This window comes from Aeromonas sp. FDAARGOS 1411 (assembly GCF_019047125.1).
In the GTDB taxonomy this organism is placed as follows: domain Bacteria; phylum Pseudomonadota; class Gammaproteobacteria; order Enterobacterales; family Aeromonadaceae; genus Aeromonas; species Aeromonas veronii.
In genome coordinates, this window is record NZ_CP077214.1 from 2,251,776 (window position 1) to 2,273,459 (window position 21,684).

A 21,684-nucleotide genomic window follows, 5' to 3' on the forward strand; every position below is an offset into this window, starting at 1 on the left:
ACCCGGCTCACATGAGCGTGTAATAAACGCAGGAGGCTGAACATGGCAACGGTAATCGTCATCGGCGCGGGTCTGGGGGGCATGTCTGCCGCCTACGAACTCAAGGCCGAACTGGGCAAGCAGCATGAGGTGATCCTCATCAACGACAAGCCGGACTTTGAATTTACCCCCTCCAACCCCTGGATTGCCGTCCAGTGGCGGGAGCGCAAGGAGACCTCGATCCCCATCGAACCCCATGTGAAGAAAAAGGGGATCCGCTTTATCCATGCCGCCCTGACCGAGCTGCAACCGGCGGCGCAGCAGCTCACCCTCTCCGATGGCCAGACCCTGCGTTACGACTTTCTGGCAATCTGCACCGGCCCGGCCCTCGCCTTTGACGAGGTGACGGGGGCTGGCCCCGAATCCGGTGGCACCACCAGCGTCTGTACCCTCTCCCACGCCGAAGAGTGCCGCCACAGTGTCAGCGCACTGGTCGATGAGCCCGGCCCTGTGATTGTCGGTGCCATGCCGGGCGCCTCCTGCTTCGGTCCCGCCTACGAGTACGCGTTCATCCTCGATCGCCACCTGCGCGACAAGAAGGTGAGAAAGAATGTGCCCATGACTTTTGTCACCAGCGAGCCCTACATCGGCCATCTGGGTCTCAACGGCGTGGGCGACTCCAAGGGGATGCTGGAAAGCGAATTGCGGATGCGCGACGTGCAGTGGATCTGCAATGCCCGCACCGTGGCGGCGCAAGATGGCCAGATGACGGTGGAGGAGCTGGACGATGAGGGCAACATCAAGCGCACCCACACTCTGCCCTACAAACACGCCATGATGCTGCCCGCCTTTGTCGGCATTGCGCCGCTGCGGAGCATCGAGGGGCTGGTCAATCCCCGCGGCTTTGTCATCGTCGACGAACACCAGCGTAACCCCGCCTTCCCGCAGATTTACGCCGCCGGGGTCTGCATCGCCATTGCCCCGCCGCACAAGACGCCGGTACCAACCGGGGTGCCCAAGACCGGCTACATGATTGAGGCGATGGTGCGCCCCCTGAGCCACAACATCAAGGCGGAGCTCAGCGGCCAGCCGCCGGTGACCAAGGCAGTGTGGAATGCTATCTGTCTGGCGGACATGGGGGACACCGGCGCCGCTTTCGTCGCCATGCCGCAGATCCCGCCGCGCAACGTCGCCTGGTTCAAGAAAGGAAAGTGGGTCCATCTGGCCAAGATCGCCTTTGAGAAGTACTTCCTGCACAAGATGCAGGTGGGGGATACCGAGCCCATCTACGAGAAACTGATGCTCAAATACCTCGGCATCGACAAGACCGAATGACCCCGCAGACCCGGCCCTCGCCGGGTCTCTTTTTACGGCCCTGCGCGGCAAAACGGGGCTTTCGATTATGTTTCAAGATGTTGCTGCGGGCGGCGCGGGGTTTACCCTGCCTGCCACCTCGGCTATCATTCGAGCCTCTTATCAATAGCGGAGACCATCAGTGGGCAACTCATCAAGTGACAGTTGTAGACCGACCCTCATCGTCGGTACCAAGGTCGCGAGCTAGCCGCAGGTCTTTCTCTGCCGCATGCTCGCAACCCTGCGAGAAGCGGAAATCCACTCCCCTCTTCTCCCTTTTTACACTTGACGTCTGGCAACCAGAGGCCAACCGCCACGGTCGCCATGCCTGCATAGTTTCTGCTTCCCACAAGGAGGCTGCTATGCGTTTTATCTCAATCAAACCGGCTGCGGATCGCACGGTCGCAACAGGTTCTGTTGCTACCCGGGCTCACCCCCTGTTGAGCCGGCTCGGCCGTGGCATGCTGCCACGCTGGCTGGGCGGCAAACAGCGTCAGCACCACTACCGGCTGCAGATCCGCTGTGAGGATCGCGCCGATATGGAGCAGGTGCTGAATATGGTGAACCACACGTTGCAACCGGCCGGGCTGCAACCGATGCAATCGATGAAGCCGGGTCGCGGCGGCGGGCGAGAGCTGGTGCTCAACCTGCAGTGCACCCCGCCCCAGCGACGCTATCTGGTGCAGTTCGTTCATCAGGTCGGAGTAGCACATCCGGTGCGCTGGCAACTGCGCCCGCGCATCGACTGCGATCCCGAACTCAACTGACCGCACACCTGCGTTAACCACAGTGAAAGGGGCCAGCCACGCTGGCCCCCTTGTCGTGAGCAACAGCTTGCTCTGCGGCGGATCGGATAGCCGATACGCCGTTCATGCTCGCACTTATGTTCGCGCCTATGCTCGGCTCGCACCCCGAGAGCGGGCGCGCTGTGTTGTTTTTTCTGCTGGCCATCCGCGCAATCATCCCCTGATCCATCCGCCTCCCGGCGTTTCATCATGGATTGCGCCAAGCCAGCGCTTATCAGAAGGAGTACGCCATGAAGATGTGGCAACAAATCGACATGCTCTCCCTGCTCGACACCCTGGCCAGCCTGTTGCTCGCCTTTGTGCTCGGCAGTCTGGTCGGGCTGGAGCGCCAGTACCGCCAACGTACCGCGGGTCTTCGCACCAACGTGCTGGTCGCCGTGGGGGCCGCCCTGTTCGTCAGTCTGGCCCAGCGCATCTATGACCTGCACGGCGGCAACTACAACGTGGTCCATGTGGTGGCCTATATCGTCTCCGGCATCGGCTTTCTCGGCGCCGGCGTCATCATGCGCGAGTCGGGCAATATCCGCGGCATCAACACTGCCGCCACTCTCTGGGGTGTCGCTGCTGTCGGCGCCGCCTGTGGCGCCGGGCTGGCCATGGAGGCCATTCTGGGCGCCCTGTTCGTGCTGGCCGCCAACACCCTGCTACGACCGCTGGTCAACCAGATCAACCGTCGCCCGGTGGACAATACCGACACCGAAGTGACCTACAAGGTGACGGCGCTGACCCAGCGCGAACATCAAAAAGAGGTGCTGCACTGGCTCGAGGAGATGCTGGAGCAGGCCAACTACCCCCTGAGCGAGCTCGACATCGAGCCGTTTGGCGAGGGGGATCTGGAGATCTCTGCGGTGCTGCTCGCCACCTCCATCGATGGCGACGAGCTGGATGCCCTGATGGTGAAACTCGGCATTCATCCCCATATCAAGCAGGTGTTCTGGCGCACCAGTACCACCGACTGAGCCGTTGGTCAGAGGAACGAACCATACGCCCACAGCAAAAAGCCCCGCCAGCAATGGCGGGGCTTTCTCACTATGGGATGGGCGAAGAGTGGCTAGCGGCGACTGCGCCAGCGCACCCTGGGGGTGATCACCTGGGCAGTTTGCGCCGGAGGATTGCCCGCAATCAGTTGCTGCATCAGCTCGAAAGCGGCGAGGGCCAGCGCCGGACAATCCTGCGCCACCGAATCGATGCGCATGGGAATGCAGTCGAGCAGGTCGTGATCGTCGAAGGTACACAGGCGCATGCCTGTCTCCATCAACCCCGCCTCGTTGAGGTAGCGCAGTACCCCTTCCAGCAGGGTAAAGGAGGCGGTAAAGAGCCCCCTGGGGGGCGCTCCCAGCTCGGCCACCAGCTCGGCCATCAGCTGATAACCGGAGCTCGGCTGATAGTCGCGATGACGCACCCGGGCTGCATCGGCTTCAAAACCGGCGCGATGGAGCCCCAGCTCATAGCCCGCCAGCCGGTGACGGCTGGGGGAGAGATCCAGCAGGCCACCGAAGTAGTAGATCTCCTCGCCGCACTCGCTGGCCATGTCCCGCACCAGCTCGGCGGTCGCCTTGCAGGCATCGGAGATCACCATGGGCAGGCGCGACTCGCCGATGTGGCGGTCGAGCTGCACCACCGGCAGGCGGTCGTGGATGCGGGCATAGATGTCATCGCTGTGGCCGCTGGAGGCGACAATCAGCCCATCCACCTGACGGCTGATGAGATTGTCCACCACCCGCTGCTCGAGGGCGGGATCATCCTCGGAGCAGGCGATCAGCAGCTGGATACCCGCCTCCCGGCAGTGGGCCTCGAGGGCGCGGGCGATGCGGGCAAAACCGAAGTTGGTGAGATCGGGGATCACCAACCCCCAGGTGTAGCTGCGGGTCTCGCGCAGGGAGCGGGCATGAAAGCTCGGCAGGTAGTGACACTCCTCCGCCACCGCCTGAATGCGCTTGCGGGTATCGTCGGCAATCCGGTACTCCGCACTCTTCCCGTTGAGCACCAGACTGGCGGTCGCCTTGGACACCCCCGCCAGTTCGGCGATCTGGGCAATCGTGATCCGTTTCTTCTTCTCCACCTGGCCTCCCGGCTGACTAGAACCGGGCTATTGTACTAGGCACGCCGACAGCGGCCAGTGATTGAGGCAAATTTTGCAGCCATCATCGCCGTTACCTGATGAAAGTTGCGGCTTCTCCCCGGGGAAGTAGCGCGCTGACAGGCTGTGTCGCCCCTCATCGATGAAGCACTCCAGACTGGAGCGATCGCACAGCACGGTGATCCGCCCGCCAGCCCATGGGCTGCTGCGAGTCTCCCACGCCCCGCTCTGCCAGTTCTGGCGCCGCAAGGTGATGCGCCCCGGCTGCCAGCACAGCTCGGCCACCGCGCCGAACCAGAGACTCCCCTCACCGCAGAGATCCAGATCGAGCCAGGCCGAGTCGATGGCCAGCCCCGGAAATTCGCCGAGCGTCCCCTCGAAGCTAGTCAGTTCTCCCTTGAGCGCCGCAAGCTCCGCCACCGGCCGCTGGCAGAGCCACTCATCCTGCCAGAACAGCTCCCGCGGACAGCTCATCTGATGGATCCAGCCATAGGGGATAGTGGGTTGGCTCATCTCGTTCTCCTCCGGCAACCCCAGCCAACCGAACAGGAGGCGGCGACCCTGAGTGTCCAGGGTGGTTTGCGGCGCATAGAACTCGAAGCCCCGATCCAGCTCGTGGAAAGCCCCGTGCTCGAAGCGCTCGCCGTCGAAGTCGCCAGCCAGCCAGCCGCACTGGTAGAGGTTGCGATAATCCTCGCCTGCCGGGGCAATCCCCTGAGGGCAGCTGATCAGCACATGGCGCTCCCCCAGCGGGAAGAAATCCGGGCACTCCCACATATAGCCAAACTCCCCGAGGCCGCCGTGCCCGCTGCCGGCGATGGGGCCCACCAGCGTCCAAGCATCCAGCGTGTCGCCGCGATAGAGCAGCACTTCCCCCTTGTCATCCAGGGTGCGGGCCCCCAGCACCATCAGCCACTGCTGGCCGTCGTGCCACACCTTGGGGTCGCGCACGTGGCCGCTGTAGCCTGCGGGCAGATCCAGCACAGGCCCCAGCTTGGCAAAACCACCCTCACCGTCGGCCCGGGCCAGACACTGATAGGCGGTGCGGCTGCCATCCGGGTATTTGACATTGCCGGTGTAGATAAGGGTCAGACGCCCCTGCTCGTCGCTCACCGCAGAGCCCGAATAGCAGCCGTGGCTCTCATAGGCTTCGGTGGGCAACAGCGCCACCGGCTCATGCTGCCAATGCAGCAGATCGGTGGAGGTGACATGGCCCCAGCCCTTGTTGCGGTGCTCGCAGCCCAGCGGATTCCACTGGTAGAAGAGGTGGTAGCGCCCGTCGTGCTCGATAAAGCCGTTGGGATCGTTAAGCAGCCCCACCGGGGCTGCCAGATGCCAGCGGGGCCGATGGGGATCGGCCGCCGCCTTGAGCTGTCCGGCCAGCAGCGACCGGACAATCTGGTTGAGAAGATCGCTTTCCTTCATCACTCCACCTTGTACTTGAGCAGGTAAGAAGCGGCGAAGGCGGCGCCAAAGGCGATCACCAGCCCGATGATGTAATGAATAAGGCTCATGGGCTGGACGATGGCCATGCCGGGAATACCGGTCAGCCCCACCGCCGTCATCCCCACCTTGGCCGCCACCACGTAGGCGCCGCCGCAGGCCCCGCCAAACAGACCGGCGAGGAAGGGTTTGATGTAACGCAGGTTCACCCCAAAGATGGCCGCTTCCGTGATGCCCAGCAGGCAGGACATGGCCGCCGGCACGGTAATGGCCTTGATCTTCACATCGCGGGTCTTGAAGTAGACCGCGAGGCAAGCCCCACCCTGTGCCACGTTGGCCATGGCCCAGATGGGCAGTAGGAAGTTGACGCCAATTTGCGGATTGGCCAGCAGCCCCGCCTCGATGGCGTGGAAGCTGTGATGAATGCCGGTGATGACGATAAGCGAGTAAGTGCCGCCAAACACCAGCCCCGCCAACCAGCCTGCCTGCTCATAGAGGGCGCTCAGACCGAACGAGATGCCATCCCCCAGCACCCGACCCGCCGGGCCGATAAAGAGCAGTGCCACGAAACCGGTGATGATGACGGTGAGGAACGGCGTGAGGATCAGATCCAGCGCGTCCGGAATGCGCTTGCGCAGCTGTTTCTCCAGATGGGACATAAACCAGACAGCCAACAGTACCGGGAAGACGGTGCCCTGATAGCCGATCATGGCGACATCGAGCCCGAAGAAATCCATGGTCTTGAAGCCACCGGCCACGCCCCAGGCGTTGGTCAGCGCCGGGTGGGTGAGGATGCCACCAAGGGTCGCCCCGAGGTACGGATTGCCGCCAAACTCCCGCGCCGCAGTAAAGCCGATGAGGATCGGCAGTATGATAAAGGCCGCCGAGCTGAACATGTCGAGCATCACAAACAGGGCGCTGTCGGCATTGACCCAACCGTAGGTGCGCACCATGCCGAGCAGCCCCATCAGCAGGCCCGAGGCGACGATGGCCGGAATGATGGGAACGAAGATGTTGGACAGAGTCCGCGCCAGCCTCTGCGCCATATTGAGCTTGGCCGCCGCCATGTCGGTCAGCTCAGCCTTGCTGGTGGTGCCGGTACCGGTCAGCGCCACAAACTCCGCATAGATCTTGTTGACCAAGCCGGTGCCGAAGATCACCTGAATTTGGCCCGCGTTGCTAAAGCACCCCTTGACCCCCTCCAGCTTGTCGATGGCGGCCTTGTTTACCTTGCTGTCATCGGCCAGCACCAGCCGCAGCCGGGTGGCGCAGTGGGCAGCGCTGACGATATTCTCCTTGCCCCCGAGCAGGGGCACCAGATCCTTGGCTATCGCACTGATATTCATATTCTTCCTCTTATGACCCGCCACGCTGGCGGGCCCTTGTCACATGAGAGTAGGGGCTGTCGAGCCGGGCTTCTAGCCGCAGCTCAACAGCCGCTTGCGTCTGATCGCAAAAAAGCATCCAGTTCGGAGCGGGTCGGCAGCGCCGTCATCGCCCCCTTGGCGGTGGTGGCGAGCGCCCCGCTGCCGTGGGCCTGAGCCAGGATGGCGGGTAGCTCGGCCAGCGTCGGCAGCGACGAGCACCCGGCCAGGGCCGCCAGCAGACCGGCGACGAAGGCATCCCCCGCCCCCGTGGTGTCGATGGGCGTCACTTTCTGCCCCACCCACTCCAGCAACTCGCCATCAAGGCGAGCCACCACCCCGGCCGCCCCTCTGGTCACCAGCACCAGCGCCGGGCCAGAGAGCGTTGCAAGCCCGGCAGCCAGATCATCCTCACCGCTCAGCAGTTGCAGCTCCTCGATGGAGAGCTTGACCACATCCGCCTGTGCAATTGCCTGACGCACCAGCGGCAGCATCTCGGCGGGGTTGTCCCACACCTCGGGGCGCAGGTTGGGGTCGAAGCAGACCCGCCCGCCTGCCGCCTTGATGGCCGCCATGGCCTGCAGGCAGCTGGTGCGCACCGGTTCGTTGGCGAGCGCGATGGAGCAGGTGAGCAGCCACTGACCGGCATCGAAGCGGGGCAACTCATCCGGGGTGAGGAACTGGTCGGCACTGGGGCGCACCATAAAGGTGAAGCTGCGCTCCCCCTCATCATCCAGTGCCACCAACACGATAGAGGTGCGATGGTCTGGATCGAGCCGCAGCTCACCGATATCCACCCCCTCCCCGCTCAGGGTATCGGCCATAAAGCGGCCGAACGGATCGGCACCAACCCGGCCGATAAAGGCCGCATCGCCACCCAGCCGTGCCACACCAACCGCCACATTGGCGGGCGCGCCACCCGGACACTTGAGGTAGTGCAACGCCCCTTCCGGGATCAAGTCCACCACCGCATCCCCCATTACCCACACACGATTCGTCACCTTGCTACTCCACTGCTGCATCGGATCCACGGTCAAACCCGAACTCTGTTCTGTTGGCTGGCATTATCAGCTAAACCGTTTTAGCCAACCAATAGATCTCGGCACCGACTGCCATTTTTGTGATCGGGATAACGAACTAGAACCAGGTTTCCATCTGTACGCCAAAGTTCCACTCGCCACCGGCGGTGAAGTTGCTCTGGCCCATGGCATCGTCGCTGGCGTAGTTGTCGAGCTCGGAGGACCAGTCCATCCAGCTGGCGAACACCCGCAGTTCGGGCCGTTCGAAGAAGCCGGCGGTCTGCGCCTTGAAGGTGGGGGCGAAGGTGAGCTTGGTGAAGTTGCCATTCACCGCCTGGCGTCCCTTGTAACCCTTGGGATCGAGATCCATGTACTGCCAGGCCGCCTCGTAGACCAGCTCGACGTTCTGGCTCAGCACCTGCGCCACCCGGGTATTGAAGGTAAGCCAGCGGTACTCATCCCCTTTCACGTAGCGATCCTGACTCTGCTCGGCCAGCAGGGCCGGGGCAAAATGCCAGCGCGAGTTGAGATCGGTAGCGCCAAACACGGCGACCCGCACCGCATCGGCGTCCGGCAACAGCTCGCTGTCAGAGCCCAGCCCCTTGACCTCGGCCCCCAGCCCATGACCATACAGCACCGCCGCCTTGGCAAAACCGGGGTTGATGCCAAAGAAGCTCTCGCCGTGGTAGGCCAGCAGGGTGTGTGCCCCCTTGTCCGCCGCCTCGCTGCCCGTCCCCTTGTCATTGATGCGGGCGTCATTGCCCTTGGCCGAGAGACCGTTCACCATCCACTGCCAGTTACCGACGCGGTTGTTCATGGTGAGGATGTAGCTCTCGATATCGGAGAGACCGCTGGCGCTGATGTCACCGTAATCGCGGCCATAGAGGGAGAAGTTGGCCTTCCAGCTATCGGCCAGTTGCACGTCGTAGACGCCGCCGCCGGTACCGGCCAGGAACACCACGTCGGAATCGAGCCAGTGGATGTCAAAGTTGTCCCGATCAAAGCGCTTGCCCGCCCACAGCACCGCATTCTTGAAGGGGCCGTCGAAGCTCGCCAGATTGCCGATCTCGGCAAACACCTGACGGGTATTGAGGCTCGAATCGCTGGCGGTCCAGTCGTTGCTGGTCTCCACCCCGTCAGCCAGCATCAGCTTGTAGCGGGCCCAGCTGCCATCCTCGAAGGTCTGGGTTTTCAGCAGGTTGGCCTCCATGTAGGTGTCATCCTCGTTGCCAAGGCGACCGACAGCCCCACCCACCGAACCGGCCGGGGTGATGTAGGGGCCACCGCGCCCGCCGTTGCCATTGCTGTTTACCAACAGGCCCGAGCGGGCATAGCCGTGAAACTCGAAGCCCTGGGCACCGGCTGTCTTCTCATTCACCTTCTGGCTGCGGTTGTCGGCCGCCTGCGCCTGCTCACTGGCCGCGCTCGCCTTCACTTCCGCCTGACTGGCACGGCTCTCTGCTGCCTCGGCTCTCGCTTCAGCCGCCTGTACCCGCGCCTCCAGCGCAGCCAGTCTGGCCTCGACACTCTCACCTGCAACACTCACCTGCGCCGCCCATAGAGGGTTGCTCATCCCCAATCCCAGCGCTACCGCCAGCGCCAACTTGCTCTTGAACATCATCATCTTCCTCACCTGTCATCTGTGGCCCGGACGGGCGCTGTTGTTATCGACAGACGGAGCATAGCTAAACCGCTTTAGCCAGCTCAACACAGCAACTAAACCGATTTAGCAACAGTGTGAGCGGGATAACATTTGTACAGCAGGAATTGGCGGGAGTTGTGAGGAGGATCCCTCATCAGGATCCACTCAATAAGGCGGATCCTGGCTAAACGGCGGGCAAAAAAAGAGCCGGCACAAGGCCGGCTCTGTTTATTCGGGTCGCTGAAATCAGCTGGTCAGATCGTCGAAGAAGCGTTTCACCCCTTCGAAAAAGCCTTCCGATTTCGGCTTGTGGGTCTTGGCAGCTGCGCCGCTGAAGGATTCGTCCAGCTGGCGCAGCAGCTCTTTCTGCTGCTCGGTGAGGTTGACCGGAGTCTCGATCACCACCTTGCACATCAGATCCCCTACCTGGCCGGAGCGTACTGACTTCACGCCCTTGCCGCGCATGCGGAACATCTTGCCAGTCTGGGTCTCCGGAGTGACCTTGAGCTTGACGCGGCCATCCAGGGTCGGCACTTCAATCTCGCCACCGAGGGCAGCTGCGGTGAAGCTGATGGGCACTTCGCAGTAAAGGTTGTTGCCGTCACGCACGAAGATCTCGTGCTCTTTGACGTGCACTTGTACGTAGAGATCCCCTGCCGGAGCCCCTGCCTCCCCTGCCTCCCCTTCGCCGGAGAGACGGATGCGATCGCCGGTATCGACGCCCGCCGGAATTTTCACCGACAGGGTCTTGGTGCGCTGGTAGCGACCTTCACCGTGACACTTGCGGCACGGATCCTTGATGATCTTGCCGCGACCGTGACAGTGCGGACACGCCTGCTGCACCGCAAAGAAGCCCTGACGCATCTGCACCTGGCCGGAGCCGTGGCAGGTCGGGCAGGTCTGGGCACTGCTGCCGGTGTGGGCACCGGAGCCGTTACAGACTTCGCAGTGAACCAGGGTCGGCACCTTGATCTCCTTGGAGACCCCGCGTACCGCCTCTTCCAGCGTCAGCTCCATGGTGTAACGCAGGTCGGAGCCACGGGCCGGGCCACGACGGGCACCACCACGGCCACCGCCGAAGATGTCACCGAATACGTCACCAAACATGTCGGCGAAGTCGGCACCGCCACCAAAGCCACCGTGGCCACCGCCCCCCTGGCTCGGGTCGACACCGGCATGGCCGTACTGGTCGTAACGGGCACGCAGGTTGGCATCGGTCAGGACCTCGTAGGCTTCCTTGACCTCTTTGAACTTCTCTTCGGATGCGGCATCACCCTGGTTACGATCCGGGTGATACTTCATGGCCAGGCGCTTGTACGCCTTCTTGATCTCGCGATCGTCGGCATCTTTCGCCACACCCAGTACTTCGTAGAAATCGCGCTTCGACATACTCATCCTGTGGTTACGCAGACGGGCGTTGGTTACCCAACGCCCGTGAATTCATTGACCAAGCCGATGGGCGAAGCGGACTTCGCCCATCTGGGTAGGGCTTACTTCTTGTCGTCTTTCACTTCTTCGAACTCGGCGTCGACTACGTCGTCGTCAGCCTTGGCAGAAGAGGAGGACTGACCGGCATCAGCACCGGCTGCACCCTGGGCCTGAGCCTGCTGCTGGGCAATTTCCATCAGCTTCTGGGACGCTTCCAGCAGAGCCTGCTGTTTGGCTTCGATAGCAGCCTTGTCGTCACCCTTGATGGCCGCTTCCAGCTCGCTCAGAGCAGCTTCGATCTTGGTCTTGTCGTCGGCAGGCAGGGCTTCACCGGCTTCGGTGATCTGCTTGCGTACAGAGTGGACCAAACCATCAGCCTGGTTGCGAGCCTGTACCAGCTCTTCAAACTTCTTGTCCTCGGCCGCGTTGGCTTCGGCTTCGCGTACCATGCGCTCGATCTCGTCATCAGACAGACCAGAGGAGGCCTGGATGGTGATCTTCTGCTCTTTGTTGGTCTCTTTGTCTTTCGCAGAGACGTGCAGGATACCGTTGGCATCGATGTCGAAGGTCACTTCGATCTGCGGCAGACCGCGCGGTGCCGGACGGATGCCTTCCAGGTTGAACTGGCCCAGAGACTTGTTGTCGCTGGCGCGCTTGCGCTCACCCTGCAGCACGTGAATGGTCACGGCAGACTGGTTGTCTTCGGCAGTGGAGAACACCTGGGACTTCTTGGTCGGAATGGTGGTGTTCTTCTCAATCAGCGCAGTCATCACGCTACCCATGGTTTCGATACCCAGGGAGAGCGGGGTAACGTCCAGCAGCAGTACGTCGGTCTTGTCACCGGACAGTACGGCACCCTGGATGGCAGCACCCATGGCCACGGCTTCGTCCGGGTTAACGTCTTTACGCGGCTCTTTGCCAAAGAACTCGGCAACGGTCTTCTGAACCAGCGGCATACGGGTCTGACCACCAACCAGGATCACGTCGTCGATCTCGCCAACTGCCAGACCGGAGTCTTTCAGGGCGACACGAACCGGCTCCAGAGAGTCCTTCACCATGTCTTCTACTAGGGATTCCAGCTTGGCGCGGGTCACCTTGATATTCATGTGCTTCGGACCGGTGGCATCTGCAGTGATGTACGGCAGGTTGACGTCGGTCTGCTGGGCAGAAGAGAGCTCGATTTTGGCTTTCTCGGCGGCATCTTTCAGACGCTGCAGAGCCAGCTGGTCGTTGCGCAGGTCGATGCCCTGCTCACGCTTGAACTCGTCTACCAGATAGTTGATGACGCGGTTGTCGAAGTCTTCACCACCCAGATGGGTGTTACCGTTGGTCGCCAGTACTTCGAAGGTGGTTTCGCCTTCAACTTCGTCGATCTCGATGATGGAGATATCGAAAGTACCGCCACCCAGGTCATATACGGCAACCTTGCGCTCGCCCTTGACCTTGTTCACGCCGTAAGCGAAGGCAGCAGCAGTCGGTTCGTTGATGATGCGTTTTACATCCAGACCGGCGATGCGACCGGCATCCTTGGTAGCCTGACGCTGGGCGTCGTTGAAGTAGGCCGGAACAGTGATAACGGCTTCGGTTACCGGCTCACCCAGATAGTCTTCGGCAGTCTTTTTCATCTTTTTCAGCACTTCGGCAGAGATCTGCGGCGGTGCCATTTTCTTGCCCTTCACTTCAACCCAGGCGTCGCCGTTGTCAGCTTTGGCGATGGCGTACGGCATGATTTTCAGGTCACGCTGCACTTCTTCATCTTCAAAACGACGACCGATCAGACGCTTGATGGCGAACAGGGTGTTTTTCGGGTTGGTGATGGCCTGACGCTTGGCCGGCTGACCAACCAGGATCTCGCCATCATCGGCATAGGCAATGATGGACGGAGTAGTACGATCGCCTTCTGCGTTCTCGATCACGCGAGCAGTGTCGCCATCCAGAATAGCGACGCAGGAGTTGGTAGTACCCAGGTCAATACCGATGATTTTACCCATTTGACGAATCTCCAAATACTTTGAATAAACTGGCGAGGAACTCGCCTTAATGCGTTAACGGCTAGGTGGGGGCTGCCAATCTGGCTTTCAAGCTCCCGGCATCAAATTTTTTGTGCCGCCGCGGCCTTGCTACCTATATGGGGTCGCCAGACGCAGCTTCAAGCCCCAACCCTAAAAAACCACACCCTTTGTCATGGTTGCGCGGTCACGTTGAGCCGTAAAACCGGGCAAGATGAACAGATGCTGCACTGCGAAACAAAAAGCCCGCCACGGGGCGGGCTCGGGCACCCACAGCCAATCAGTCGACCGCTTTGGCGATCATCACCATGGCAGGACGGATCACCCGACCGTTGAGGTCATAGCCCTTCTGCATCACTGCAATGACGGTGTTCGGGGCCACATCGGCACTCGGTACCATGCTCATCGCCTGATGGGCGTTGGGGTCAAACGGCTGGTTGATCGGGTCAAGCGCCACCAGACCAAACTTGGCCACGCCGCTCTGCATGGATTTCAGGGTCAGCTCGACACCTTCGATCATCGGCTTGAGGGCTTCGTTCTCCTTGTCGGCCAGTTCGATGGCACGCTCAAGGTTGTCCAGCACCGGCAGCAGTTCGTTGGCGAACTTCTCCAGAGCGAATTTGTGCGCCTTCTCCACATCCAGCTCGGTACGACGGCGCAGGTTCTCCATCTCGGCGGCGGTACGCAGGGCGCGTTCACGCTCTTCCGCCGCTTTTTGGATGGCGGTTTCCAGCTGCGCTTCCAGTTCGGCAATGCGGGCCTGCTCGGCTGTCACTTCACTGTCTACATCGGTCGGCTCGACTGGCTGGGCTTCCACTTGCTCCATCGCTTCAACCTTTTGCTCTTCGTGGTTCATGACATCTCCAATTCCGGGGTTACTTATGAGGGCCCTGACGTCTGGTTGAGCGACCGGACGACAACAGACCGACTATGTTGGCGCTATTATGGGGATGCATCCCCGGCTTTCAAGGGGTAAAGGGCAATCAGGGTTGCTGAATAGCCGCAACCGGCGGTTTATCCGGGTTGCCGCTCACCGTTTAACCAGTAACCTCAAGGGGATAGCCACCCCCGTCACACGGGAGAGCGTCACAAGCGGAGCAAAGCACTGTATACTGGCCCGCAATACCCATCCCAGATCTGACTGACTATGGATTCTCCGTTCAAAACCATCGCCCTGATTGGCAAACCCCACCATGAGGGAGCCAACCAGACGCTGACCGGCCTGCATCAATACCTGACCGCCCGCGGCTTTCGGGTACTGGTGGAGAGCCGGGTCGCCCAGACCCTGAGCATCCTCGATGAAAACGTGATGGATCTGGTGCAACTGGGCCAGCAGGCCGATCTCGCCATCGTGGTCGGCGGTGACGGCAACATGCTGGGGGCGGCGCGGGTACTGTCACGCTTCGATGTGGCGGTGATCGGGGTAAACCGGGGCAACCTCGGCTTTCTGACCGATCTCTCGCCACAAGATTACCTGCTGCCGCTGGAGCAGGTGCTCTCCGGCCACTACAAGAGCGAACACCGCTTCCTGCTGGAAGCCTCGGTCTATCGCCACGGCGAGCGCAAGTCGAGCAATCTGGCGGTCAACGAGGCGGTATTGCACCCGGGCAAGATCGCCCACATGATCGAGTTCGAGGTCTATATCGATGGCAGCTTTATGTATAGCCAGCGTTCGGACGGCATCATAGTCGCCACCCCGACCGGATCCACCGCCTACTCACTGTCGGCAGGTGGCGCCATCCTCACCCCCAAGCTCAACGCCATCACGCTGGTGCCCATGTTCCCGCATACCCTCAGCAGTCGCCCCATCGTGCTCGATGCCGACAGCGAAGTACGGCTGCTGGTCTCGCCGGATAATCAGGACGATGCCATGCAGGTCAGCTGTGACGGTCAGGTAACCCTGGCGGTCCACCCGGGGGACGAGATCCTGATCAAGAAGAGTCACCACCAGCTTCATCTGGTGCATCCCCTCGACTACAGCTACTTCCACGTGCTGCGCAACAAGCTCGGCTGGGGCAGCAAGCTGTTTTAATCGGCGCTGACCGATAACGGCATTGCCAGAGAGGGCGCCTGAGTTGGCGCCCTTCTCTTTTCTGTCGTGGCAACGTCCCCTGCACTCTCATATCCGTACCGCGTCCCAATAGTCAGTACCGCATTCTCATAGCCATGGCGCACTGGCGCGGCTTTCCTGTGTTAAAAATGGCGGCGCCCTCTTTACTGTATATAAGACCAGTATATACTGGATACATACACAGTAATGTTGACCTATACAGGATGAGACCATGCTGACCCAGCTGACCGTCAACAACTTCGCCATCGTCAAGTTTCTCGAACTCGATCTGCAACCGGGCATGACCTGCATCACAGGTGAGACCGGCGCCGGTAAATCCATTGCAATCGACGCTCTCGGTCTCTGCCTCGGAGAGCGGGCCGAAGCCGGCATGGTGCGACCCGATAGCGACAAAAGCGAGGTCAGCGCCCGCTTCCTGCTCGACAACAACCCGGCCGCCCGCGCCTGGCTCGCCACCAACGAACTGGAAAACGAAGGTGAGTGTATCGTCCGGCGAGTCATCTCCGCCGAGGGCCGCTCACGCAGCTATATCAACGGCGTGCCCGTCCCCCTCACCCAGCTCAAGAATCTGGGTCAGCTGCTGGTCAACGTACATGGTCAGCATGCCCACCAGATGCTGCTCAAACCCGACTACCAGCTCGCCCTGCTCGACGGCTATGCCGGTCACCATCTGCTGCTCGACGAGGTGCGCCAGCACTATCAGCAGTGGCGCCAACTGCAAAACGAACTGAACCGGCTCAAAGCCGAGCAGCAGCAGCGAGAGGCTCGTCGCCAGCTGATCGAGTATCAGGTGCAGGAGCTGGACGAATTCGCCCTGCAGCCGGGGGAGTTTGAAGATATAGAAGAGGAGCACCAGCGTCTGGCCAACGGCACCGAGCTGATGCAGGAGTGCGGCGCTTGCCTCGATCTGCTCTATGACAACGAAGAGACCACTATCGCAGGGCTGCTGCAATCGGCCGTCGATCGGGCCGAGGGGCTGGTCAGCATGGACAGCCGCCTCACCCCGGTACTGGAGATGCTGAACGAAGCACTGATCGGGGTGCAGGAGAGTCACAGCGAACTACGTAGCTACCTCGATCGGCTGGAACTGGATCCCGAACGTTTTAACGAGCTGGAGGCCCGCCTCTCCAAGGCGATCAATCTGGCCCGCAAGCACCACGTCAAACCGGCGGATCTGGCCCTGCACCATCAGGAGCTGGCCTCGGATCTCGCCCGCCTCAACTCTGACGAAGAGCGGCTAGAGGGGATGGAAGATGAGCTGGCCGAGGCCCGTCAGGCTTTTGTCCAGGCCGCCGAAGCCCTGAGCCAGAGCCGTCAGCGTTACGCCCAGGAGCTGGGCGCCAAGGTAACCAGCAGCATGCACGAACTGGCAATGCCCGATGGCCGCTTTGCCATCGAGGTCCGCCCCGATGCCCAGAGCAGTCTGTCACCACTGGGTATAGATCGGGTGGAGTTCATGGTCACCACCAACCCGGGCCAACCGATCCAGCCGCTTGGCAAGGTAGCCTCAGGCGGTGAGCTGTCGCGCATCAGCCTTGCCATCGTGGTGATCAGTGCTCGCAAGGTCTCAACCCCGACCCTGATTTTCGACGAAGTGGATGTGGGGATCAGCGGCCCAACTGCCGCTGTGGTCGGTCGCCTGCTGCGCCAGCTCGGCGAGTCAACCCAGGTGATGGTGGTCACTCACTTGCCTCAGGTGGCAGGCAACGGCCACCAGCATATGGTGGTGAGCAAGCATACCGATGGCAAAACCACCGAAACCCAAATGAGTGCCCTTGATGAGACAGCCCGTCTCAACGAGCTGGCACGCCTGCTCGGTGGCGACCAGATCACCGACAACACATTGGCCAATGCCCGCGAGCTGCTGCGTCGCTAAATCAGGCAATAAAGCCCATTTGCAGCGATGGCGACTGATAGCGCTGACAGAACATGCTGACTGCGCAGGCACAGGCGAGAGCTATGGCCTGCGCAGCCAGTAATAGCCAATAGCCAATAGCCAATAGCCAATAGCCAATAGCCAATAGCCAATAGCCAATAGCCAATAGCCAATAGCCAACTGTGATAACTGAACTCGCGTCAGGATTACCGACCCAGATCAATAAAATGGCGAGTTAGGCGAAGCTGGCAGCAACATGGGCGTGGATCCGGTTGCCTTCATGTGGCGGATTTCGCATAGTGTTGCCCCCCTTTATGGGTATCCAATTGTGAGGCTTTGTCTATGATCCACGTTTTTGGTCACAAGAATCCTGATAGCGACAGTATCTGCAGTGCGCTGGTTATCACCGACTGGCTCAATGGCCAGGGCCGTCAGGCCACCCCATGGCGTCTGGGTGACTTGCGCACTGAAACCCGTTTTATTCTGGAGCATGCTGGCGTCAGCGAACCCGAGTTGCTGACCAAAGATCTGACCGGTGAAGATGTCTGGCTGGTGGATTTCAGTGATCTGGAACAGGGCCCTGCCACACTGGCACAAGCCAATGTACTGGGTCTGGTGGATCACCACCGTCTCGGCACTCTGGTCACTCAGTCCCCGCTGGATGCCTGGATCCGGGCCGTCGGCTGTACCTGCACCATCGCCTTCGATCTGCTGAGCCAGCAAGGTACCGTGACCCGCAGCCAGGCTCGCCTGATGCTGGGTGCCATCATGAGCGACACCCTCTGTCTCACCTCACCGACCACCACCGAGCAGGACAAGATCGCTTGTGAGCGTCTGGCACCGCTGGCAGAAGTATCGCTGGCCGAATTCGGCCAACAGTTGCTGATGGCGAAAACCGACCTGAGCGGCCTGACTCCGGCTCAACTGCTGCAGCAGGATGAGAAAGCGTTCCAGGCGGAAGGTTGCAGCTTCATCATGAGCCAGATCGAAGTGGGCAGCGAGCAGCAGCTGGCCGAGCACCTGCCAGCCCTGCAGCAGGAGATGGCCCAGCGCGTGGCGAGCGAAGGGCTCGACTTCTTCGTGTTGATGGTGACTGACCTGACTGCGGCTGCCAGCCGTATCTACTTTACCGAGCACGCCAAAGTACCGGCAGAGTCCAGCTACCACCCGGGCTTTGTCAGCCGCAAGAAGCAGGGGCTGCCCTGGGTGATGGAACTGCTGGCCAAGGCCTGATCTTCCCTCGCCATCACCTATTCCAAAGCCCTGCCTCTGCGCAGGGCTTTTTCATCGCCACCGCCAGCCGCACTCCCCCTCTTGCTGATCATGTTGCTCACGACTGCGGCCTCTCGCTTACTCCTTTCTCGGCTTATTGACAGTTAACGCCATAACTTTGCTTACATATTTGCGGCTGTTATTTATCAGGGCTTTGCTGCAGGATAATCGCCGCGCACAACCTTTTCCGTTTCCATTCAGGTGATCGATGAACATAACCCCCAAGCAGAGAACACTGGCCATCACCATGCTGATCGCCGTGGTGCTCCTCGGCTGGCTGCTCTGGCCCAGTCAACCACCCAAGGCGATGCTGACCGCTCAGGTGACCCGCGAGGATATTGCCCAGACCGTGCTGGCCAGTGGTGTGCTGCAGGCCGTAGAGCAGGTGGATGTGGGGGCCCAGGTCTCCGGTCAGGTTACCAAGCTGGCCGTCGAGGCCGGAGATCAGGTCAAGCAGGGAGACCTGCTGGCCGAGATCGATCCCCTGATTGCCCAGAACAACCTCAAGACGGCCGAGGCGGAGCTTGCCAGCAACCGCGCCCAGCTCAAGATCAAGCAGGCACAACTCAAACAGAACGAGCTCGCCTGGCGGCGCCAGCAGCAGATGTTCAAGCAGGAGGCGAGCTCACGGGCCGATCTGGAGAGTGCCGAGGCCCTGCTGGCGGTCACCCGCGCCGAACTGCAAAACAGTCAGGCCAATATCGACAACGCCCTGATCAAGGTTGATCGGGCCAAGACCGAGCTGGGCTACACCAAGATCCTGGCGCCGATGGATGGCACCGTCATCAGCATTGTGACCCGTCAGGGCCAGACCCTGGCAGCCAGCCAGACGGTGCCGACCGTGCTCAAGCTGGCCAACCTCGAGACCATGACAGTCAAGGCTCAGATCTCCGAAGCCGATGTCACCAAGGTCAAAGCCGGCATGCCGGTCTACTTCACCCTGATCGGCGATCCGGATACCCGCTATCAGGGTACGCTTCGCGCCGTGGAGTTAGCGCCCACCAACATCAACGATCAGGCCACCACAGGTACCACCACCAGCAATGCGGCTGTCTACTACTACGCCCTGTTCGATGTGCCCAATCCGGATCATACCCTGCGGGTGGCAATGACCACCCAGGTGACCATAGTGCTCGGCGAGCGCAAGCAGGTGCTCAATGTGCCGCAAACCGCCCTCGGCAAGTCGCTGGGTGACAACGAGTATGAAGTCACCGTGATCAAGGACGATGAGACAACCGAAACCCGTCATATCAAGACCGGTATGAAGGACGAGATCCGCATTGAGGTGATCAGCGGGCTGAGTGAGAAGGAGGAGGTGCAGCTCAATCACGGAGCCCCCGCCGACAATGATGAGATGGCGGTGATGCTATGAGTGAGCCCCTGAACCAGCTGCCGTTGATCCAGCTGAAAGGGGTCGAGCGACGCTACCAGAGCGGCGACAGCGAAGTCACCGTGCTCCACCCTCTTGATCTCACTATCACGGCAGGAGAGATGATCGCCATTGTCGGCGCGTCCGGCTCCGGTAAGTCGACCCTGATGAACCTGCTGGGTTGTCTCGATAGCCCGAGCAGCGGCCAGTATCTGTTTCGCGGTCAGGACACCGCAACCATGGATGCGTTGGCGCTGGCCCGGCTGCGCTGCCACCACTTCGGCTTTATCTTTCAGCGCTACCACCTGCTGCCCCATCTCGATGCCGCCGCCAACGTGGAGATCCCCGCCGTCTATGCCGGCACCAGCCGCCCGGATCGCCAGGCACGTGCGCGTCAGCTGCTGGGCAGACTGGGTCTAGCCGATCGCAGCCACCATACCCCGGGCCAACTCTCCGGCGGTCAGCAGCAGCGGGTCAGTATCGCCCGGGCGCTGGCCAATGGCGGCGAAGTGATCCTCGCCGATGAACCGACCGGCGCACTGGATAGCCAGAGCGGCAAGGAGGTGATGGCTATCCTCAAGGAGCTGCACGCTCAGGGCCATACCATCATTCTGGTCACCCACGATATGAACGTGGCCAGCCATGCCGACCGTATCATCACTCTCAAAGATGGTCGGATTGAACAAGATAGCGGCCCCAGCCAAACGGCCGTGTTGGCTCCAGCCACCGCCACAACCCATCAAAAAATTGTGCCCACTAAAGGCGCCATGGGTCACGACTGGGATCGCTATCGGGAAGCGGGACGGATGGCGATGCATGCCATGCTCGCCCACCGGATGCGCACCTTCCTCACCATGCTCGGCATCATCATCGGCATCGCCGCCGTGGTGAGCGTGGTGGCGCTGGGGCAAGGGGCGCGCGCCAAGGTGATCGACCAGATCAATGCGATGGGCACCAACACCATCGAAATCTTCCCGGGCAAGGGATGGGGCGATGAGAAGATGGCCAGCATCCAGACCCTCAACAAGGGGGATCTCGATGCTCTGCTGGGACAACCCTATCTTGCGGGCGCCAGCCCCGAGATCGGCAGCTCCGGCCAGTTGCGCTATCGCAACAAGACCAACAGCGGCAATGTGACCGGGGTTGGTAACGACTATTTCAAGGTGAAGGGAATGACGCTGGTCAGTGGTCGCTTACTGGAGTGGCAAGATATCCAGCAGCGTGCCGCCGTTGCCGTAGTGGACAAGAAGAGCATCACCAGCCTGCTTGGCAAGGAGGATCCGGTCGGCAAGGTGGTACTGGTCGGCACCTTGCCGGTGCGGATTGTCGGTGTGGTTTCGCAGGAGACCGGCTTCCGCCCCACCAGCCAGTCGGTCAATATCTGGCTGCCCTACAGCGCAGTGATGAGTCGCCTCATCTCGCAGCACCACTTCAGCCAGATCACCATCCGGGTCAAAGACGGGGTACAACCGGCGCTGGCCGAACAGGCGGTGATCGAGCTGATCACCAAGCGCCACGGGGTGAGGGATTTCTTCACCTTCAGCAGCGACAGCATCATCAAATCGGTGGAGAAAACCACAGCCACCATGACCCTGATGGTCTCGGCCATCGCGGTGATCTCGCTGATCGTCGGCGGGGTGGGCGTGATGAACATCATGCTGGTGTCGGTGGTGGAGCGCACCCGCGAGATCGGCATTCGCATGGCCGTGGGCGCGCGCCAGTCGGATATTCTGCAGCAATTCCTGATTGAGGCTGTGATGGTGAGCCTGCTGGGGGGCATCTTCGGCGTCGGCCTCTCGCTTGGTATTGGCGTGCTCTTTTCACTGCTGGTGGACTCCATCAAGATGCAGTTCTCGCTCTTCTCCATCCTGATGGCCTTTGGCTGCTCGTCACTCATCGGGATCCTGTTTGGTTACCTGCCGGCACGCAATGCGGCGCGGCTCGACCCTGTTGTCGCACTGGCGAGGGAATAA

General features: G+C 61.1%; 16 protein-coding genes. 8 read left to right on the plus strand and 8 right to left on the minus strand.

The genetic code is table 11. The features are described 5' to 3' along the window. Positions 1-42: 42 nt before the first annotated feature. The 3 genes from I6L41_RS09955 (at position 43) to I6L41_RS09965 (ending at position 3,097) form a co-directional block, all read left to right on the plus strand. A complete protein-coding gene (locus I6L41_RS09955) occupies positions 43-1,314 on the plus strand; it encodes an NAD(P)/FAD-dependent oxidoreductase (protein ID WP_216963750.1) in 1,272 nt (423 codons plus the stop codon). A gap of 380 nt (positions 1,315-1,694) precedes the next feature. Beyond that, complete coding sequence (locus I6L41_RS09960; protein ID WP_216951338.1) at positions 1,695-2,099, plus strand: hypothetical protein; 405 nt, start codon at positions 1,695-1,697, stop codon at positions 2,097-2,099. Positions 2,100-2,368: 269 nt separating this feature from the next. Further along, positions 2,369-3,097 carry an MgtC/SapB family protein gene (locus I6L41_RS09965; protein WP_064338374.1) on the plus strand — a complete coding sequence of 243 codons (729 nt, stop codon included), beginning with the start codon at positions 2,369-2,371 and terminating at the stop codon, positions 3,095-3,097. A 92-nt stretch (positions 3,098-3,189) separates the two neighbouring features. Here the strand turns inward: I6L41_RS09965 and I6L41_RS09970 are convergent, their stop codons facing one another. The 8 genes from I6L41_RS09970 to grpE all read right to left on the minus strand — a co-directional run bounded on the left by I6L41_RS09970 (position 3,190) and on the right by grpE (position 13,979). Beyond that, a complete protein-coding gene (locus I6L41_RS09970) occupies positions 3,190-4,200 on the minus strand; it encodes a LacI family DNA-binding transcriptional regulator (RefSeq protein WP_100646367.1) in 1,011 nt (336 codons plus the stop codon). 27 nt (positions 4,201-4,227) lie between these two features. Then, positions 4,228-5,643 (minus strand): sucrose-6-phosphate hydrolase, encoded by a 1,416-nt coding sequence (locus I6L41_RS09975; RefSeq protein ID WP_216963753.1) that lies wholly within the window; start codon positions 5,641-5,643, stop codon positions 4,228-4,230. Then, positions 5,643-7,007, minus strand: a complete 1,365-nt coding sequence (locus tag I6L41_RS09980; RefSeq protein ID WP_216963756.1) for a sucrose-specific PTS transporter subunit IIBC — start codon at positions 7,005-7,007, stop codon at positions 5,643-5,645. Before I6L41_RS09980 ends, I6L41_RS09975 begins: the two co-directional genes overlap by 1 nt. Before the next feature lie 83 nt (positions 7,008-7,090). After that, complete coding sequence (locus I6L41_RS09985) at positions 7,091-8,047, minus strand: aminoimidazole riboside kinase (protein WP_216963758.1); 957 nt, start codon at positions 8,045-8,047, stop codon at positions 7,091-7,093. Positions 8,048-8,162: 115 nt separating this feature from the next. Further along, positions 8,163-9,668: a carbohydrate porin gene (locus tag I6L41_RS09990; protein ID WP_216963762.1), complete on the minus strand. Its 1,506-nt coding sequence runs from the start codon at positions 9,666-9,668 to the stop codon at positions 8,163-8,165. 264 nt (positions 9,669-9,932) lie between these two features. Then, positions 9,933-11,075 (minus strand): molecular chaperone DnaJ, encoded by a 1,143-nt coding sequence (dnaJ, locus tag I6L41_RS09995; protein WP_005338032.1) that lies wholly within the window; start codon positions 11,073-11,075, stop codon positions 9,933-9,935. A gap of 101 nt (positions 11,076-11,176) precedes the next feature. Continuing rightward, positions 11,177-13,105 (minus strand): molecular chaperone DnaK, encoded by a 1,929-nt coding sequence (gene dnaK, locus I6L41_RS10000; RefSeq protein WP_005338034.1) that lies wholly within the window; start codon positions 13,103-13,105, stop codon positions 11,177-11,179. Positions 13,106-13,403: 298 nt separating this feature from the next. Continuing rightward, complete coding sequence (gene grpE / locus I6L41_RS10005; RefSeq protein ID WP_005338036.1) at positions 13,404-13,979, minus strand: nucleotide exchange factor GrpE; 576 nt, start codon at positions 13,977-13,979, stop codon at positions 13,404-13,406. A 291-nt stretch (positions 13,980-14,270) separates the two neighbouring features. Between grpE and nadK the strand changes: the two genes are divergently transcribed. From nadK to I6L41_RS10030, 5 genes are all read left to right on the plus strand, one after another. Continuing rightward, positions 14,271-15,155 (plus strand): NAD(+) kinase, encoded by an 885-nt coding sequence (gene nadK / locus I6L41_RS10010; RefSeq protein ID WP_005338038.1) that lies wholly within the window; start codon positions 14,271-14,273, stop codon positions 15,153-15,155. A gap of 250 nt (positions 15,156-15,405) precedes the next feature. Further along, positions 15,406-17,070, plus strand: a complete 1,665-nt coding sequence (recN, locus tag I6L41_RS10015; protein ID WP_216963765.1) for a DNA repair protein RecN — start codon at positions 15,406-15,408, stop codon at positions 17,068-17,070. A 342-nt stretch (positions 17,071-17,412) separates the two neighbouring features. Beyond that, positions 17,413-18,303 carry a manganese-dependent inorganic pyrophosphatase gene (locus I6L41_RS10020; protein WP_216963768.1) on the plus strand — a complete coding sequence of 297 codons (891 nt, stop codon included), beginning with the start codon at positions 17,413-17,415 and terminating at the stop codon, positions 18,301-18,303. Positions 18,304-18,550: 247 nt separating this feature from the next. Beyond that, positions 18,551-19,714: a macrolide transporter subunit MacA gene (gene macA, locus I6L41_RS10025; RefSeq protein ID WP_216958489.1), complete on the plus strand. Its 1,164-nt coding sequence runs from the start codon at positions 18,551-18,553 to the stop codon at positions 19,712-19,714. Further along, positions 19,711-21,684: a MacB family efflux pump subunit gene (locus tag I6L41_RS10030; protein ID WP_216958493.1), complete on the plus strand. Its 1,974-nt coding sequence runs from the start codon at positions 19,711-19,713 to the stop codon at positions 21,682-21,684. The genes macA and I6L41_RS10030 overlap by 4 nt, the downstream gene beginning before the upstream one ends.